Source organism: Glutamicibacter sp. AOP12-B1-11 (assembly GCF_052379245.1).
GTDB lineage: Bacteria > Actinomycetota > Actinomycetes > Actinomycetales > Micrococcaceae > Glutamicibacter.
This window is the reverse complement of the sequence record NZ_JBQSYL010000008.1, coordinates 122,315-138,537: the sequence shown is the minus strand read 5'-3', so window position 1 is coordinate 138,537 and position 16,223 is coordinate 122,315. Positions and strand designations below refer to the sequence as shown.

Below are 16,223 nucleotides of genomic sequence, written 5' to 3'. Positions count from 1 at the left end.
TTAGAACAGGCCCTTCGGTGCGTTCGACTGGTCGATCACGCCGGTGGCGGCGACGATGTTCAGCTGCTCCAGCTCGCCGGCGCCGAGGTTTTCCAGGTTTTCGGCGGCCGCGATGAAGCGGTCGATCTCCTGCTCGTCCACCAGGCCCGCGGCCAGGCTGCGGAACTTGTTGATGTACTGCTCGCGGGCGAAGGGGCGGGCGCCCAGCGGGTGCGCGTCGGCCACGGCGATCTCATCGGTGATCACGGTGCCGTCGTTCAGCGTGATTTCGACGCTGCCGCCGAAGGCCTTCTCCGCGATGTCCAGCGAGTGGTAGCGGCGGGTCCATTCGGCGTCTTCTTCGGTGGTGACCTTGTGCCACAGTTCGACGGTATCCGCGCGTCCGGCTCGCTCCGGGGCGTAGGAGTCCACGTGGTGCCAGGCACCGTCCTGCAGCGCGACGGTGAAGATGTAAGGGATCGAGTGGTCCAGGGTTTCGCGCGACGCGGTCGAATCGTACTTCTGCGGGTCGTTGGCGCCGGAACCGATCACGTAGTGGGTGTGGTGGGAAGTCTTGATCAGCACCGAGGCCACGTTCTTCGGATCAGTGGCTTCCGGGTGCTCGCCGTGCAGCTTGCGGGCCAGGTCGATCCAGGCTTGCGCCTGGTATTCGGCGGAGTGCTCCTTGGTGTAGGTGTCCAGGATCGCGCGCTTGGCCTCGCCGGCCTCGGGCAGCGGCACCTCGTAAGCGGCGTCCTTGCCATCGAGCATCCAGGCGATCACGCCGTCTTCGCCTTCGTAGATTGGGACCGGGGAGGTCTGCCCGCGCATCGCGCGGTCGGCGGCCTCGACGGCCATCTTGCCGGCGAAGGCCGGGGCATGGGCCTTCCACGTGGAGATCTCGCCCTTGCGCGACTGGCGGGTCGCGGTGGTGGTGTGCAGACCCTGGCCGACGGCTTGGAAGATCGTTTCCAGATCCAAGCCGAGCAGGGTGCCGATGCCGGCGGAGGCCGAGGGGCCCAGGTGCGCCACGTGGTCGATCTTGTGCTTGTGCAGGCAGATCGCCTTGACCAGGTCCACCTGGATCTCGTAGCCGGTGGCGATGCCGCGGATCAGGTCCTTGCCCGAGGCCCCGGTGTGCTGGGCGACGGCGAGGATCGGCGGGATGTTGTCGCCCGGGTGGGAGTACTCGGCGGCCAGGAAGGTGTCGTGGTAGTCCAGCTCGCGCACGGCCACGCCGTTGGCCCAGGCCGCCCATTCGGGGGAGACCTTCTCGGTGATGCCGAAGACGTTGGCGCCCGTCCCGCCGGTGGACGGCGCGTGGGCCAGTGCCTGGGTGCGGGCGGCGATGATCGGGCCGCGGTTCAGCGAGGCGATGGCCACCGAGGCGTTGTCGATGATGCGGTTGATGATCATGTCGGTGACCTCGGCGGTGACCTCTACCGGGTCGACCGCGACGGTTGCGATCTTGTGGGCGAGCTGATCCTCGCGGGCCAGATTTTCCTCGGAGCGGTAAACGCGAACTGGATGATTGATCATGGTGTCCTTTCAGAGGCGACCGCGTGGGTCATGATGTGTTCAAACGATTGGTGCAGGTGCACGGTGGTGGCCGCCGCGGCGACCTCTGGTTTGCCCGAAGCGATGGCCCGGGCGATCGCCGCATGCTCGCCGGCGGACTGCTCGAGCCGATCGGGGTTGTCCTTGGCCAGCCGGCGCACCCGTTGCAGGTGGACGCGCAGCGTGCGCAGCGCGTGAGATAGGTAGGCATTATTGGCCGCGTCGTCGATCATTTCGTCGAGTTCGCCCACCAGCTCGTAGTAGCCCTCGGTGGGGGTGCTTACACGCAGCTGCTTGGCGGCCGTTTCGAAGCGCCGTGCCAGCTTGGCGAAGGCCTCGCTCCGGCTTGAGCGGGCCGCGAGCCGCGCGCTTTCGCATTCCAGCGCCCGGCGCAAGACGAACAGGTCCTCGACGTGGGATTCGGAAACCTCGGAGACGATCGCACCGCGCCCGCGCTGCTGCACCGCCAGGCCGTCGGCGACCAAGCGGGCCAGTGCCTCACGCACCGGGGTGCGGGAGACTCCGAGCCTGGCCGACTGCTCCACCTCGGCGAGTACCGTGCCCGGTGACAAACGCCATTCGACGATGTCTCGGCGCAGGCTCTCGTACACCTTGTCACTTGCTTTCATGGTTCGATTGTATACACGAATAGCGAAAAAGCGACAGGGAGCCCGAATATTTTTCGTCAAATAACGAGAAATGTATACATAACACTTGCGATCATGTGACTGCGCTCATACGCTTGGAATCGAAGTTACCGCACAGCCGCCGGGTGATGACGCCCGGCCCCAGGAGGGAAACATGGCACAGGAATACCGTCAGGCCTTTGACCAGGCCGCTGCCGATCCGGCCGCGTTCTGGCTCACCGCCGCCCAAGATGTGCACTGGGATAAGGAACCCACCCAAGCCATCGACGACTCGAAGGCGCCGTTGTACAACTGGTTCCCGGACGGCGAGCTCAACCTGTCGGCCAACGCGCTGGATCGGCATGTGGCCGCCGGGCGCGGAGATGCCACGGCCTTGGTCTACGACTCGGCAATGCTGGGGACGAAGACCGAGTACAGCTACATCGAACTGCTTCGCGAGGTCGAAATCTTCGCCGGCGTGCTCAAATCCCGTGGGGTGGAAACCGGGGACCGCGTACTGATCTACCTGCCGATGATCCCGCAGGCGGTCATCTCCATGCTCGCCTGCGCGCGGCTCGGGGCGGTGCACTCGGTGGTCTTCGGCGGATTTGCGCCCAAGGAACTGGCCGCGCGCATCAACGACTGCGCGCCGGTCGCCATCGTCACCGCCTCCGGCGGCATCGAACCCTCGCGGCATATCGAATACCTGCCGGCCGTGGCCGAGGCGCTGGCGCTCGCCGATGCCTCGGTGCGCGATGTCATCGTCGCCCACCGCGAAGGCTTTGCGCATACGCCCGGCGAATACCAGGGCGCGGCGGCGGTGAACTGGCTGGATTGGGACGAGCTGGCCAAACTCGCGCAGCCGGCCGGACCGGTATCGGTTCCCTCCACGCATCCGCTGTACGTGCTGTACACCTCCGGGACCACCGGGGCACCGAAGGGCGTGGTGCGCGATACCGGCGGCTACGCCACCGCGCTGCAGTATTCGATGAATGCGATCTACGACGTGCACCCGGATGATGTCATGTTCACCGCCTCGGATGTGGGCTGGGTGGTGGGGCACTCCTACATCGTGTATGCCCCGCTGATCGCCGGGGCCACCTCCGTGCTCTACGAGGGCAAGCCGATCGGCACCCCGGACGCGGGCGTGTTCGGGCGCATCATCGAGGACCACAAGGTCACCACGATGTTCACCGCGCCGACCGCCCTGCGCGCGGTGCGCAAGGCGGACCCTTCCGGTGCCATGATCGCCTCCCACGACCTGTCCACGCTGCGTGCGCTCTTTGTCGCCGGCGAGCGGCTGGACCCGGACACCTACCATTTCGCGGTGGACCTGCTGGGAATCCCGGTGGTGGATAACTGGTGGCAGACCGAAACCGGCTGGCCGATCGCCTCGAACCCACTGGGGTTGGAGGAGCTGAGCGCCAAGGCCGGCAGCCCGACCACCCCGGTCCCCGGATTCAACGTGGAGATCCGCGACGCACTGGGCGAATTGGTGCCCGCCGGTGCCGAGGGGAACATCGTGATCAAGCTGCCGCTGCCGCCGGGCGCGCTGACCACCCTGTGGGGCAACGACCAGCGGTTCATCAACACCTACCTGAGCCAGATCGAGGGCTTCTACCTGACCGGCGACTCGGGTTTCCTGGACGAGGACGGGTATCTGTTCGTGATGGGCCGCACCGATGACGTGATCAACGTGTCCGGGCACCGGTTGTCCACCGGGGCGATGGAACAGGTGCTGGCGAGCCATCCGGCGGTGGCCGAATGCGCGGTGATCGGCATCAGCGACGCGCTCAAGGGGCAGCGGGCCAGCGGCTACGTGGTGCTCAAATCCGGTGTCGACATCGATGCGGAGACGCTGAAGAAGGAGATCGTCGCGCTGGTGCGCCAGCATATCGGCCCGGTCGCCGACTTCCGCGAGGTCACCGTCGTCGCCGGACTGCCTAAAACCCGTTCGGGCAAGATCCTGCGCAAGACCATGCGGCAGATCGCGGACGGCAAGGACTACACGGTGCCCTCGACCATCGAAGACAGCACGGTGCTCGATGACCTGACCCGGTACCTGCGTCCACAGGCCTAGCCCGGAACCTCCGACGGTTAACGCTGTAAGGGCCTGGCCCCGCAGAAATTCTGCGGGGCCAGGCCCTTGCCTTGTGCGTGGATAAAGTCCTAAGACGAGCACCATCGAGATCGCCAACCAGGCCGCGCAGTCGGTCACCATTTGCCCCTGGAATCACAGCGAATCGTACCGAACGCCGCGAGAGAAGGTGGCGGAAACCTTATTCCGCCACGGACGGCGCTAGCTCGAATTGTGCCGGTATTCGAATTCCGGTCTCCCGCGCGTGCCATGCCGAGGCTGCTTCACCGCCGAATTAGCCATCGCCAGATGCTCCAGGTAGCGGCGCGCCGTCACGCGGGAAAGGCCCAGTTCTTCGCCGAGCTCGGTAGCCGAGAAGGCGCGGGCGGGGCTGGCCGCCAGATGGGTGCGCACCTGCTCCAGGGTCTGGCTGATCAGCCCCTTGGGCAGGGACAGCGAGGCGCTGGTGGTGCGCAGCGCGGAGAACGCGGTATCGATGGAGGCCTGCGAGGTGGAGGAGCCGGTGGAACGCATGGTGGCGATGAACGCCCGGTGGTTTTCGAGTTTTTCGGCAAACACCGCGAAGCTGAAGGGCTTGATCAGGTACTGGGTGATGCCGGTGGCTACGGCCGAACGCACTACCGCCAAGTCCCGAACCGCGGTGATCGCGATGATGTCCAGCGTGTAGCCGCGCCCCCGCATGCGCCGGGCCACGTCGATGCCGTGCAGATCCGGCAGGGTCATATCCAGCAGGACCAGATCATAGGGCGTGCCGGCGGCGTGCGCTTCGGCCAGCAACTGCAGGGCGCCGTGTCCATTGGCCGCGATGGCTCCGGTGCGAAAGCCCGGCACCCGGTCCACATAGGTGGCGTGGGCGCGTGCGGTTTCCGGTTCGTCGTCGACCACCAGCACGAGGAATTCGGCGGTCGGCTCGGTGTGGCTCACGCGTGCTCCTCCTTGGGCGGTACCGGCAGGGTGACGGTGAAGATCGCACCGGCGTCGTTGTCTATGGTCATTGTTCCATGAAGCCGCGCCACCGCCTGCTGGACGAGGGCCAGACCGAGCCCGCGCGGTGCGCTGCCCTGTTTGGTGCTCACCCCGAAGCGCAGCAGGTTCTCCAAGAATTCGGGTTCGATGCCCGGGCCGGAGTCGGCCACCGCGATGATGACCTCGTCGGCAAGGGCGGTGACCTCCACCCAGACGGTGGATTCCGCGGTGCCCACCGAGACGTCCAGCGCATTGTCGAGCAGGTTGCCCACGATGGTCACAATGTCCGTGGCGTGGAAGGTGTCCGGACGCACCACGCCTTCGGCGCTGATGCTCAGCGTCACCCCGCGCTCGTGCGCCTGGGCGGACTTGGCCACCAGCAAGCTGGAGAGGTACACATCGTCGATATTGCGCACGATCGCGTCGGTGAGCGCCTGCGAGTGCTGCCGGTCGTCGACCGCGAAGGCCAGCGCCTTGTCCGAGCTGCCGTTTTCGATGAGCGTGGCGATGGTGTGCAGGCGGTTTGCGTGTTCGTGGGTTTGCGCGCGCAGGGCGGTGGAGAAGGTCTTCAGCGACTGCACCTCGCCGGTCAGCTCCTGCACCTCGGTCAGATCCCGCAGGGTGAGCACCTGCCCGGTGGGCGGCTGCACGCGCAGCCAGCGCAAGGGCAGGCGGTAGCGGCCGGGCAGCTGGGTGCCGGTCAGCCGGGCGTTGCTCTGCGACACGGCGAGCACCGATCCGTGGCCCAGATGGATTTCATCGCGGGCCGCTCGGCCGCCGGCCATCAGCTCGCGCAGGGTGTCGGGCAAGCCGGCGTCGGCCAATTCCAACCCGCCGGACGGGGTCTGTGCCGGAAGCTGCAGCAGCCGGGCCGCCTCGGAGTTGTAGAGCACGATGCGGTGCTTGCGATCCAGCAGGATCAGCCCCTCGCGGACCGAATGCAGGGCGGAGAAGTAGAAGGCGTAGAGCCGGCGCAGCCCGTGCGGGCCGAAGCCGAGGGTGGCGCTCTGGATGTACCGGGAGAAGGACCAGGAGGTGAAACCGGCCAAGAGCAGGGCGAAGAGCGAAACCAGCAGGATCTGCGGGAGCTCCTCGCGGTAAAGCACCTGCAGGCTCTCCAGCGTGATGCCGGTGGCGACCATGCCGACCAGGGTGCCGTCCGCGGCGTAGACCGGGGCGATGGTGCGCACCGAGCGGCCGAGGGTTCCCACCGCTTGCTCCGAATAGACCTGCCCGCGCAGTGCTTGCGCGGTGGAACCCGAATAGCGCTTGCCCAGCTGGGCCGGATTCGGGTGGGTCACGCGCAGCAGGTCCGGTGTCATGATCGTGATGAAATCTATCGTCGGCGCGTGGGACAAGATGTCCTGGGTGTAGGGCTGCAAACCGGCACCGGGGTCCGGCTGCTGCAAGGAGTCAACCACAAACGGGTCGTTGGCCAAGGTGGTGGACACCGTGGCCACGGTCGATTGGCGTACATCGAGCACCACCCGGGCCTGCTGCTGGTAGGAAGCGATGCCCAGCCACACCACCACCACGATGACCAGCAGCATCTGCGCGGCGAAGATTCGTGCCGCGAAGGACCAGCCGTCGCGGGTCAACGGGACCGGCGCATTGGCAGCGGCAACCTCCTGCGGGTTGCTGACCATCTGGCTGACTCCTTCGTCGGGGAAGTTTAAGTTTCTGCTGTGTGAACAATATGAACGCAATAGAGAGGCGGATCACTTTGGCGCGCACGATGGGACAAGAACGATTTTACGCGCCAGCCCGATGATGACGTTGAGCTGGCCCCTCGGCATATTAAGGCTGGAATCTCCATGGCTGTCACAGAACAAGTTCCGCAGGACCCTGCGTCGCAGGCACCGGTCAAGAAAAAGGACCGCACCCACTGGCTCTACATCATGGTGATCGCCGCCGTGGTGCTCGGCGCAGCCATCGGGCTGATCGCACCGGACCTCGGCAAGGCACTGAAGCCACTGGGAACGGGCTTCGTTGCGCTGATCAAGATGATCATCGCACCGGTCATCTTCTGCACCATTGTCCTAGGCATCGGCTCGATCGCCAAAGCAGCCACCGTGGGCAAGGTCGGCGGCCTGGCGCTGCTGTACTTCATGACCATGTCGACCTTCGCGCTGGCCCTGGGCCTGCTGGTGGGCAACCTGATCCACCCCGGCGAAGGCCTGGAGCTCAAGCCCTACGAGTCCGGTGGCGGCGACGCCGAAAACCCGACCGTCGCCTTCCTGCTGGAACTGATCCCCGGTGATCTGCCGGTGCTGCCGACCCTGGTCCTGGCGCTCATCGTCGGCTTCGCGCTGCAGTCCATGGGAAAGTCGGGCGAGCCGGTGCTGAACGCCATCAAGAGCATTCAGCAGGTCGTCTTCCGCATCATGATGATGATCATGTGGGTTGCTCCACTGGGCGCCTTCGGCGCGATCGCCGCCGTGGTCGGCGCCACCGGCTGGGCCGCCATCGGCTCGATGGCCATCCTGATGGGCGCGTTCTACCTGACCTGTGCGGTGTTCATCGTGGTAATCCTTGGAACTATTCTGCGCCTGGTCACCGGCCTGAACATCTTCTCGCTGCTGAAGTACCTGGCCCGCGAATACCTGCTGATCTTCTCCACCTCGTCCTCCGAGTCGGCGCTGCCGCGCTTGATCGCCAAGATGGAGCACGTCGGTGTCTCGAAGCCGGTAGTGGGCATCACCGTGCCAACCGGCTACTCCTTCAACCTCGATGGCACCGCGATCTACCTGACCATGTCCGCGCTGTTCGTCTCCACCGCCATGGATATGCCGATGAACCTCGGCCAGCAGGTCGGCCTGTTGCTGTTCATGATTATCGCTTCCAAGGGCGCAGCCGGCGTGACCGGTGCGGGTCTGGCCACATTGGCCGCCGGACTGCAGGCGCACCGTCCGGAACTGCTTGGTGGCATGGGCGTGATCGTGGGTATCGACAAGTTCATGTCCGAGGCTCGCGCGCTGACGAACTTCACCGGTAACGCGGTGGCCACCTTGCTGATCGGCAAGTGGACCAAGGAACTGGACATGGGGCAGGCCCGCGCCGTGCTTGCCGGCGACCGTCCGTTCGATGAGCTCTCAATGAATCCAGACGCCCACTAGTCTCGATAGACGCATAACCCAAAAATTCCGCGGTTCCTCTAAATGGAACCGCGGAATTTTTAGTTTCTGGCATGAAACCACGTCGAACTACCGGGCATTGGAGCTGGCGCATCGGCACAGACCGCCCAAGGCAACCGCCAGCGTTGGGCCGCTGACGTCTATCTATGATCAGCCGGCACCCATCGCGAACCGAGCTTGGGCTCAGTGCCCTGAATTAGTCCTTGGCAAGGCGAACCGTAGTAGTGGTGCCCATCATGCCCGCTTCGTAACTGATCTGTTCGTCGCTGAAAGTGAATTCTTTAGTGTCCGAAGTCGAAGCCAACAATGCGCTATCGGTAGCTGCTTCATCCCGTTTCGAAGTCCAGACGTACGACTCCGCGGCTTTTGCAGGAGCTTCGAAGGTGCCGACCCAATACACGGACTTGGTATCGCCGTTATTGGTCACCCAATCGATGCTGATCATGTCATCGCTAACGGTGGCGCTTTGGAAGGCGTCATCACTTTGGGAGTTAACCTGTTTCCATTCCCCGGTCAGGTCAGCCGGTTTCGCTTCTTGTATGACTTGCGCCTCGGTTGTCTCGGCGGATTTATCGGTAGCTGCAGGGGCACTGGAGCATCCGACGAGCATTACGGTCAGCGCAAGTGCGATGGGTGCGAGTGATTTTCTCATTCCTTCAGTGTTACAAGCGCAGACATTACTTTGAAGTAGTTGAACCTTGAAATAAAACATCGTTCCACTGTGCGCTGATGTTCTCGCGATTCTCCCGACCTGTGCTGAGTTGGGCAGCGAGCCTGGGCCAATTGGCCGTTCTGCCGCGGCATTCAGGGCAGCGGAATGACCAGGGCCCCGGCGAGAACTACGCGATTTCCGTCGGGATCCTCCAACTGCAGGATATGCGCGCCCCCGCCCAATTGCGGACCCTGATGCGCGAGTCCGGTCTCAAGCAGGCGAGCGGCTTCCGCATCGAGGTCGGACTCATCGAGCACGATGGTCGAGTTGCCAGCACGGTCAGGTTCGGACCAAACCTGCACCCCGTAACCTACGCCAAGGTGCCATTCCAGCAAGCCAGGCATGGGCCGGTGATCCGGTTCGCGACCGAATAAGACGGTGTACCACTCTTCGGCACGTGCAAGATCGGTGACCGTGCAATTGGCAAGTATTCCTTTGATCATGGCTCTGTCCTTCGTTGCTGGGTTCTGCACCGTGGTGTTCCAGTCGAACACGGGAGCTGAACTGCTGCAAGCCTTTTGAGCCGGGCGGTTTTCAAACTACGGGGTTGGATTTTCTTCGACGCGACGGCCAAGGAATGCTACGAGCCTTTCGATCGCCGGCGCATCATCTGCGATGGCCTGCACCGGATCGAAGCGCCCGGTTCGGGGCTGATCTGCGAGCTGGCGCCGAACGAACTGCAAAGCTTGTTCGGCCAAGTCCTCAAGCGGCTCGAGTTGCTGGCCGGTGGCTTGGGCAAGGTCCCAGCCGTGCGCGAGCAGATCGTACATGCGTATCTGCAACCGCTCCTGTCCGGTGGCCGAACCCATGGGGCTCTGATAACTGCGTTCAAGGGCTCCGGGGCGATCGAAGGCGGCGAGTAGCCGGGTGGATGAATCGAGATAAGCGGCGAGCGGATCATCGCCCAGGACGTCGGTCGTGCGCTGCGGCGGTGACTGCTCGGTCATGAGGGCGGTAAAGACGAGGTTCATGCCGACCAGGTGCGCGATCAACTCGCGCACCGTCCAATCGGTACACGGGGTGGGCGCGGAGAGCTCTCCGGCATCAGTCCCTTTGATGAGTTCCGCGACCGAGGACAATGCGCGTTCAAGCTGTTTCACGGTTAGCTGCTGTGGTGTGCTCATGATTCCTCCAGATGATTCATATGGCCAGGTGGCGATGGGTGCGCAACATCCATAGATGAAGTTTCCCGAAGCAGTTTATCGATAACAACGCCAGACGGCGGATGTTCTGATGCGGAGTTCGGGGAGCCGATGGGTTGACGGGCAATTATTTCGTGAAAGAATCACGATGCAGCCATCGTCGAGCCTTGATTGCGAAGACCACCGGCTTGAACACTGAGCTCATCGCCCTGCCGGCCGGTGCATGGGTGGCGAAATGCCCGCGTCGTCGTCTTCAGCTGATACTCCGAGAGGCTTCCAGCTCCCTTACAACATTTGAGTTAAGGTTCAAGGTAAAGGCTCGCCGTATGAGAACCGCAAACCCGAGAATTTTTGAACCGAACCGTTAACCTTTAACCAAGTACATCGTCCGATCCGAACGGGAAGTGTGGTTCACCCATCGTGAGCGAACAGCAGGGAAGCAAACAGCGCGGCACGGGAATGCTCAAGGAGCCCCGCCCGCTCGGTCCCACCGGTAAACCGCTAACCGAATTCCCGACCCCGCAAGAACTTCCATCGCACGGCCCGGCGCGGGTGATCGCGATGGTCAACCAGAAGGGTGGCGTGGGTAAAACCACCTCCACCATCAACTTGGCCGCCGCGCTCGCCGAATACGGTCGCAAGGTGCTGCTGGTGGACTTCGATCCGCAGGGCGCGCTCTCCGCGGGCTTCGGGATGAACCCCCACGAGCTGGACATGACCGTCTACAACGTGCTGATGGACCGCAAAACCGATATCACCGATGCGATCCGCAGCACCGAGGTGGAGAATATCGATCTGCTGCCGGCCAATATCGATCTCTCCGCCGCCGAGGTGCAGCTGGTCAACGAGGTCGCTCGCGAGCAGGCGTTGGAACGTGCGCTGCGCAACGTGATCGACGACTACGACGTGGTGCTCATCGACTGCCAGCCCTCCCTGGGGCTGCTGACCGTCAACGCGTTGACCGCGGCGCACGGAGTGATCATCCCGTTGACCGCAGAATTCTTCGCGCTGCGCGCGGTAGCACTGCTGATGGAAACCATCGACAAGGTCAAGGACCGGCTGAATCAGGTGCTCGAGGTCGACGGCGTGGTGGCCACCATGTACGACGCCCGCACCCTGCACAGCCGCGAGGTCATGTCCCGCCTGGAGGAAGCCTTCGGGGACAAGCTCTTCGAGACGGTCATCAAGCGCACCATCAAATTCGCCGATGCCAATGTCGCCGCCGAACCGATTACCACCTATGCGGGCAATCACCCGGGCGCCGTGGCGTACCGGAATCTCGCGAAGGAACTGATCTACCGTGGTGGCGCCCCTTAATGAGCGCGCAGGCCACCGAAAAAACCGCCACCGACCCATCCACCACGGATGAGACGGCTGGCGGTTTTCGGCTTGCACTGGAAAATTTCAACGGCCCCTTCGACGTGCTGCTGCACCTGATCACGCAGCGCGAAATGGACATCACCGAGGTGGCGCTGGCCGAGGTCACCGACGAATTCATCGCCTATCTCAAGGAACTGCAGGGCGCCGGGGACGGGCTGAAGCTGCTCGATGAGACCACCGAATTCCTGGTGGTCGCCTCCACGCTGCTCGATCTCAAGGCGGCCCGGCTGCTGCCGCGCGGCGAAATGGCCGACGAGGAAGACTTCGAGCTGCTCGAAGCACGGGACCTGCTCTTCGCCCGGCTGCTGCAGTACAAGGCGTTTAAGCACGCCGCAGAATTCCTCGGGCAGCGCTACCACGAGGAATCGGCGCGCCGGCCGCGCGAGGTGTCGCTGGAGCCGCAATTCGCCGCCCTGCTGCCGGAGCTGATCTTCAACATCGGCCCGGAGAAATTCGCGCAGCTCGCCGCCGCGGCTCTGGTCCCGAAGCCAGAGCCGGTGACCGAGGTAGGGCTTTCGCACCTGCACGGGGCGAATGTCACCATCGGCGCCGAGGCGGAGGCGATCACCGCGATGCTCACCGAGCGCGGCACCTTGGATTTTGCGGCGCTGATCGCAGACACCAGCGAACAGTTGGTCGTGGTGGTGCGTTTTCTGGCATTGTTGGAGATGTTCAGGCAGAAGGTCATCGTATTCGCGCAACAGGATCCGCTGGGCCGGCTGGAGATTTCGTTGGCCGGCGAGCAGGACTTCGACGTCCAAGCGGTGCAGGATAGCTACGAGGGGAGTGCTGGTGAGCCAGATCATGAGTGAGATTGCACCCATCGACGAGCTCCCCGGAGGGCTCAAATCGGGGCTCGAAGCGGTGCTGATGGTCGCCGATTCGCCCGTATCAACGGCACGTTTGGCCGAAATCTTCGAGCTGCCGGTAGCCCGGATTGCCACCACCTTGGAAGAGCTGGCGACCGAGTATGATGGTAAAGATCGTCCGCGTGGATTTGAACTACGCCGTGTCGCCTCTGGCTGGCGCTTTTATACGCGGACCGATTACGCCGATTTCGTCTCCAGTTATGTGCTCGACGGGCAAACAGCACGCCTTTCGCAGGCCGCCCTAGAAACCCTGGCTGTCATCGCTTACCGACAGCCGGTCTCGCGTGGACGTATTTCGGCGATTCGAGGTGTTAACGTCGATTCGGTGGTGCGCACACTGCTGACTCGGGGATTGATCACGGAGTACCCGGAAATAGGCGACGGCGGAGCGACGCTGTACCAAACTACCGAGTACTTCTTGGAACGACTGGGACTGGGCACGCTGGAGGAACTTCCGGCGCTCTCCCCGTATCTTCCCGGAGTAGCCGACCTTGAATCGCTCGATTCGGCAACCTACGACGATTAGGCATCCGCGAATATAACGGATGCCGACCGGACACCAGATGCGTCCCGCTTGGCTGAGCGGTGCGCCCGCGATACGTAACAGACAAGGGAAGTACGAACCATGAACAAGGGTTCCTCGGCACCGCGCAATCCGCGTGGCCCCAAGAGCTTCGGCGGCAAGTCCGCCGGCAACAAGTCCTACGGCGAGAAGTCGTACGGCAACCGCTCCGATGACAACAAGTCCTATGGCAATCGTTCCGAGGGTGGTCGCTCTGAGGGCGGTCGTTCCTACGGCGAGAAGTCGTACGGCAACCGCTCCGAGGGCAACAAGTCATATGGCAATCGTTCCGAGGGTGGTCGCTCTGAGGGCGGTCGTTCCTCCGGCGAGAAGTCGTACGGCAACCGCTCCGAGGGCAACAAGTCCTATGGTGCGAAGAACGCGTCCGGTGCAAAGCCTTACGGCTCCAAGCCGGGGACCAGGTCCGGCAAGCCGGGCGAAAGCCGCGATAAGTCGAGCTCGGCGGCCTTTGGGAAGAACTCCGAGCGCGCCTTCGGCAAGGAGCGCTTCGGCAACTCGGTGCAGTCCAGCTACGCTCGTCCTACCCAGCGCGCTCGCGCCCAGGCACGGGTCGAAAACCAGGCCAACCGAGTCGAAAACCAGGATGGGATCCGTCTGCAGAAGGCCATGGCCAACGCCGGGGTCGCTTCGCGCCGCGTCTGCGAACAGATGATCACCGAGGGCCGGGTCGAGGTCAACGGCTCGCTGGTCGTCGAACTCGGTGCCCGCGTGGATCCGAAAAAAGACTCGATCCACGTCGATGGCATGCGTCTGCAGCTGAACCAGTCGAACAAGTACTTCGTGTTCAACAAGCCGAAGCACGTGATGTGCACCATGGATGACCCAGAAGGCCGTCGCACCATCGCGGACTACTTCCGCCACGAGCACGAGTCGCTGCGCCTCTTCCACGTCGGGCGCCTGGATTACAAGACCGAAGGCCTGCTGATCCTGACCAACGACGGGGAACTGGCAAACCGCCTGCAGCACCCGAAGTACGAGGTCCCGAAGACCTACCTGGTGCAGATTCCCGGCCCGATTTCGCGCGCCGCGAGCAATGCCCTGCGCGAAGGCATCCGCTTGGAAGATGGCTGGATCAAGGTTGATGATCTTAAAGTGATTGACACCACGCCGAAGTCCGTGATGGTGGAAGTGACCCTGCACTCGGGCCGCAACCGCATCGTGCGCCGCATGTTCGACGCGGTGGGCCACCCGGTAGAGCGCCTGGTGCGCGTGGGCATCGGACCGGTCCAGCTGGGCGACCAGAAGCAGGGAACCATCCGGCCACTGGGCAACCAGGAAATCGGACACCTGATGGCCATGGTGGGGATGTAGCCCATGCCCACCTCTCACCTTGCCGGCCCGGTGCTGGTGATCGGCACCGGACTGCTGGGCACATCGGTGGGCCTAGGACTGCGCGCCAAGGGCGTGGCGGTCTACCTGCAGGACATCTCGCCGACCGCGGCGGGCGTGGCCCAGGACATCGGCGCCGGCCAGCCGCTGGATGCGCAGACGCGCATCGCCCCGGAGCTGGTGGTCATCGGCGCTCCGCCGGATGTCACCGCCGCGCTGGTGGCCGATGCATTGCTGGCCTACCCGAACGCGACGGTGGTGGACATCGCCAGCGTGAAGGGCTCGATCCTCGACGCCGTATGCGCCGACCAGCGGCTGGGTGAGGCCGAACTCGCCCGCTATGTGGGAACCCACCCGATGGCAGGACGGGAGAAATCCGGTCCGGCCGCCGCGCGCGGGGCGCTGTTCACCTCGATGCCGTGGGTCATCTGCGCGCATGCGCAGGCTACCGCGGCCAGCGTGAAGACCGCCGAGGCGCTGGCCATCGATCTGGGGGCGACCCTGCATCGCATGGATGTCCGGACCCACGACGAGTCGGTCGCGCTGACCAGCCACTTCCCGCAGGCAGCCAGCTCGATGATCGCCTCGCGGCTGCTCAACGCCGAGGCCCACCAGCTGGGCCTGGCAGGCAACGGACTGCGCGACATGACCCGCATCGCGGCCAGCGATGAGAAGTTGTGGATCCAGATTTTCGCGCATAACGCCACCGCGCTGATCCCGATCCTCTCGGGGATGAAGGAAGACCTGGACCGGCTGATCAACACGCTGCACAACCCGCAGGGCCCTGGGGCGCTGCTGGATCTGTCGCAGCTGATGAGCGAGGGCAACGCCGGGCAGGCGCGGATTCCGGGCAAGCACGGTGCGCCGCCGCAGGCCTTCGCGCTTGTCACCGTCGTGGTGGATGACAAGCCGGGGCAGATCGCCGCGCTGATGGCAGACATCGGGGCAGCGGGGATCAACCTGGAGGACCTGCGCATGGAGCACTCCGCCGGACACCAGGTTGGCCTGGTGGACGTGTCGGTGCTCCCTGGCCGGCGCGATGAACTGATAAACGTATTGACGAACAACGGATGGAAAGTAGCCCAGTGACGCACGCAGCTAACCCGACGAACCTTGTCGTTGCCATCGACGGACCCAGCGGTTCGGGCAAGTCCTCGGTCTCCAAGGCCGTGGCCCGCGCACTGGGCGCGGCCTATCTCGATACCGGTGCAATGTACCGGGCGATCACCTATTCGGTGCTCGAAGCGGGAACCGATCTGAGCGACGCGGACGCGATCGCCCAGGCGGTGCGCGCGGCGACGCTGGAGATTTCGGTGGACCCGGACCGCGAGCAGGTGGTCATCGGGGATACCGTGGTGACGGACGCGATTCGTGAACCGCGCATCTCGGAGCAGGTTTCGGCGGTGGCCACCAATCTGGAGGCCCGCGCCGAGCTGGTGCGCCGGCAGCGCGAAATCATCGCCGCCAACACGCGCATCGTCGCCGAGGGACGCGATATCACCACCGTCGTCGCCCCGGACGCGGAAGCCCGCATCCTGCTGACCGCTTCCGAGGAAGCGCGCCTGCGCCGCCGCGGAATCCAGCTCGGCGGAACCCAAGACGCGAACCAGCTCCAAGCCCAGGTGCTGGAACGGGACAAAAAAGATTCGACGGTAGTGAACTTCACCCAGGCCGCCGACGGAGTCATCACCGTGGACTCTTCGGACCTGGATTTTGAGCAGACCGTCGCAGCCGTGCTTGACGCAATCGCCACGGCTGCGAAAAAGTAGTACCAACTAAGCCATAATCGGCGCCCATCCTCGGCGAGAGCCGATGAAGATTCACGTCCCGCCCGAAACAACGGGTCGG

15 protein-coding genes are annotated in these 16,223 nt (G+C 64.0%); 8 read left to right on the top strand and 7 right to left on the bottom strand.

Annotated features, from left to right (window positions below; translation table 11 throughout):
* Together ACT3UQ_RS06770 and ACT3UQ_RS06765 are read right to left on the bottom strand one after the other, a co-directional pair.
* On the bottom strand, positions 1-1,518 hold the full coding sequence (locus ACT3UQ_RS06770) for an MmgE/PrpD family protein (protein WP_444636753.1): 1,518 nt from the start codon (positions 1,516-1,518) through the stop codon (positions 1-3).
* Positions 1,515-2,165, bottom strand: coding sequence for a GntR family transcriptional regulator (locus ACT3UQ_RS06765; protein WP_444636751.1), 651 nt, complete (start codon positions 2,163-2,165; stop codon positions 1,515-1,517). Before ACT3UQ_RS06765 ends, ACT3UQ_RS06770 begins: the two co-directional genes overlap by 4 nt.
* A 172-nt stretch (positions 2,166-2,337) precedes the next feature.
* On the opposite strand from ACT3UQ_RS06765, the gene ACT3UQ_RS06760 reads away from it, so the two are divergent.
* The gene (locus ACT3UQ_RS06760; protein WP_444636749.1) at positions 2,338-4,242 is read left to right on the top strand and encodes an AMP-binding protein; all 1,905 of its coding nucleotides are present in this window, start codon (positions 2,338-2,340) and stop codon (positions 4,240-4,242) included.
* Positions 4,243-4,461: 219 nt separating this feature from the next.
* Here the strand turns inward: ACT3UQ_RS06760 and ACT3UQ_RS06755 are convergent, their stop codons facing one another.
* Entirely contained in the window at positions 4,462-5,184 is a 723-nt protein-coding gene (locus tag ACT3UQ_RS06755) for a response regulator (RefSeq protein WP_105554336.1), read from the bottom strand.
* Positions 5,181-6,872: an ATP-binding protein gene (locus tag ACT3UQ_RS06750; protein WP_444636747.1), complete on the bottom strand. Its 1,692-nt coding sequence runs from the start codon at positions 6,870-6,872 to the stop codon at positions 5,181-5,183. Before ACT3UQ_RS06750 ends, ACT3UQ_RS06755 begins: the two co-directional genes overlap by 4 nt.
* Before the next feature lie 168 nt (positions 6,873-7,040).
* On the opposite strand from ACT3UQ_RS06750, the gene ACT3UQ_RS06745 reads away from it, so the two are divergent.
* Positions 7,041-8,342 (top strand): cation:dicarboxylate symporter family transporter, encoded by a 1,302-nt coding sequence (locus ACT3UQ_RS06745; RefSeq protein ID WP_444636745.1) that lies wholly within the window; start codon positions 7,041-7,043, stop codon positions 8,340-8,342.
* A 214-nt stretch (positions 8,343-8,556) separates the two neighbouring features.
* On the opposite strand, the gene ACT3UQ_RS06740 is transcribed toward ACT3UQ_RS06745, so the two are convergent.
* From ACT3UQ_RS06740 to ACT3UQ_RS06730, 3 genes are all read right to left on the bottom strand, one after another.
* Positions 8,557-9,012, bottom strand: a complete 456-nt coding sequence (locus ACT3UQ_RS06740) for a hypothetical protein (RefSeq protein ID WP_105554333.1) — start codon at positions 9,010-9,012, stop codon at positions 8,557-8,559.
* Between the two features lie 152 nt (positions 9,013-9,164).
* On the bottom strand, positions 9,165-9,515 hold the full coding sequence (locus ACT3UQ_RS06735; protein WP_105554332.1) for a VOC family protein: 351 nt from the start codon (positions 9,513-9,515) through the stop codon (positions 9,165-9,167).
* 96 nt (positions 9,516-9,611) lie between these two features.
* Positions 9,612-10,196 carry a TIGR03086 family metal-binding protein gene (locus ACT3UQ_RS06730; RefSeq protein ID WP_105570093.1) on the bottom strand — a complete coding sequence of 195 codons (585 nt, stop codon included), beginning with the start codon at positions 10,194-10,196 and terminating at the stop codon, positions 9,612-9,614.
* A 477-nt stretch (positions 10,197-10,673) separates the two neighbouring features.
* Here ACT3UQ_RS06730 and ACT3UQ_RS06725 point away from each other — a divergent pair, with 477 nt between their 5' ends.
* From ACT3UQ_RS06725 to cmk, 6 genes are all read left to right on the top strand, one after another.
* Complete coding sequence (locus ACT3UQ_RS06725; protein ID WP_176484102.1) at positions 10,674-11,531, top strand: ParA family protein; 858 nt, start codon at positions 10,674-10,676, stop codon at positions 11,529-11,531.
* Positions 11,531-12,406 carry a segregation and condensation protein A gene (locus ACT3UQ_RS06720; RefSeq protein WP_105570094.1) on the top strand — a complete coding sequence of 292 codons (876 nt, stop codon included), beginning with the start codon at positions 11,531-11,533 and terminating at the stop codon, positions 12,404-12,406. The genes ACT3UQ_RS06725 and ACT3UQ_RS06720 overlap by 1 nt, the downstream gene beginning before the upstream one ends.
* Positions 12,399-12,989 carry an SMC-Scp complex subunit ScpB gene (scpB, locus tag ACT3UQ_RS06715; protein ID WP_096284271.1) on the top strand — a complete coding sequence of 197 codons (591 nt, stop codon included), beginning with the start codon at positions 12,399-12,401 and terminating at the stop codon, positions 12,987-12,989. Before ACT3UQ_RS06720 ends, scpB begins: the two co-directional genes overlap by 8 nt.
* Before the next feature lie 99 nt (positions 12,990-13,088).
* Positions 13,089-14,357 carry a pseudouridine synthase gene (locus ACT3UQ_RS06710; protein ID WP_105554329.1) on the top strand — a complete coding sequence of 423 codons (1,269 nt, stop codon included), beginning with the start codon at positions 13,089-13,091 and terminating at the stop codon, positions 14,355-14,357.
* A gap of 3 nt (positions 14,358-14,360) precedes the next feature.
* Positions 14,361-15,464 (top strand): prephenate dehydrogenase, encoded by a 1,104-nt coding sequence (locus ACT3UQ_RS06705; RefSeq protein WP_105554328.1) that lies wholly within the window; start codon positions 14,361-14,363, stop codon positions 15,462-15,464.
* Entirely contained in the window at positions 15,446-16,144 is a 699-nt protein-coding gene (cmk, locus tag ACT3UQ_RS06700; protein ID WP_105554327.1) for a (d)CMP kinase, read from the top strand. Before ACT3UQ_RS06705 ends, cmk begins: the two co-directional genes overlap by 19 nt.
* The last annotated feature ends 79 nt before the right edge of the window (positions 16,145-16,223 follow it).

Coding starts and splice junctions, on each gene's coding strand:
- ACT3UQ_RS06770 (WP_444636753.1), bottom strand. CDS start 1,518: ATGATCAATCATCCAGTTCGCGTTTACCGCTCCGAGGAAAATCTGGCC.
- ACT3UQ_RS06765 (WP_444636751.1), bottom strand. CDS start 2,165: ATGAAAGCAAGTGACAAGGTGTACGAGAGCCTGCGCCGAGACATCGTC.
- ACT3UQ_RS06760 (WP_444636749.1), top strand. CDS start 2,338: ATGGCACAGGAATACCGTCAGGCCTTTGACCAGGCCGCTGCCGATCCG.
- ACT3UQ_RS06750 (WP_444636747.1), bottom strand. CDS start 6,872: ATGGTCAGCAACCCGCAGGAGGTTGCCGCTGCCAATGCGCCGGTCCCG.
- ACT3UQ_RS06745 (WP_444636745.1), top strand. CDS start 7,041: ATGGCTGTCACAGAACAAGTTCCGCAGGACCCTGCGTCGCAGGCACCG.
- ACT3UQ_RS06740 (WP_105554333.1), bottom strand. CDS start 9,012: ATGAGAAAATCACTCGCACCCATCGCACTTGCGCTGACCGTAATGCTC.
- ACT3UQ_RS06735 (WP_105554332.1), bottom strand. CDS start 9,515: ATGATCAAAGGAATACTTGCCAATTGCACGGTCACCGATCTTGCACGT.
- ACT3UQ_RS06730 (WP_105570093.1), bottom strand. CDS start 10,196: ATGAGCACACCACAGCAGCTAACCGTGAAACAGCTTGAACGCGCATTG.
- ACT3UQ_RS06725 (WP_176484102.1), top strand. CDS start 10,674: ATGCTCAAGGAGCCCCGCCCGCTCGGTCCCACCGGTAAACCGCTAACC.
- ACT3UQ_RS06720 (WP_105570094.1), top strand. CDS start 11,531: ATGAGCGCGCAGGCCACCGAAAAAACCGCCACCGACCCATCCACCACG.
- scpB (WP_096284271.1), top strand. CDS start 12,399: ATGAGTGAGATTGCACCCATCGACGAGCTCCCCGGAGGGCTCAAATCG.
- ACT3UQ_RS06710 (WP_105554329.1), top strand. CDS start 13,089: ATGAACAAGGGTTCCTCGGCACCGCGCAATCCGCGTGGCCCCAAGAGC.
- ACT3UQ_RS06705 (WP_105554328.1), top strand. CDS start 14,361: ATGCCCACCTCTCACCTTGCCGGCCCGGTGCTGGTGATCGGCACCGGA.
- cmk (WP_105554327.1), top strand. CDS start 15,446: ATGGAAAGTAGCCCAGTGACGCACGCAGCTAACCCGACGAACCTTGTC.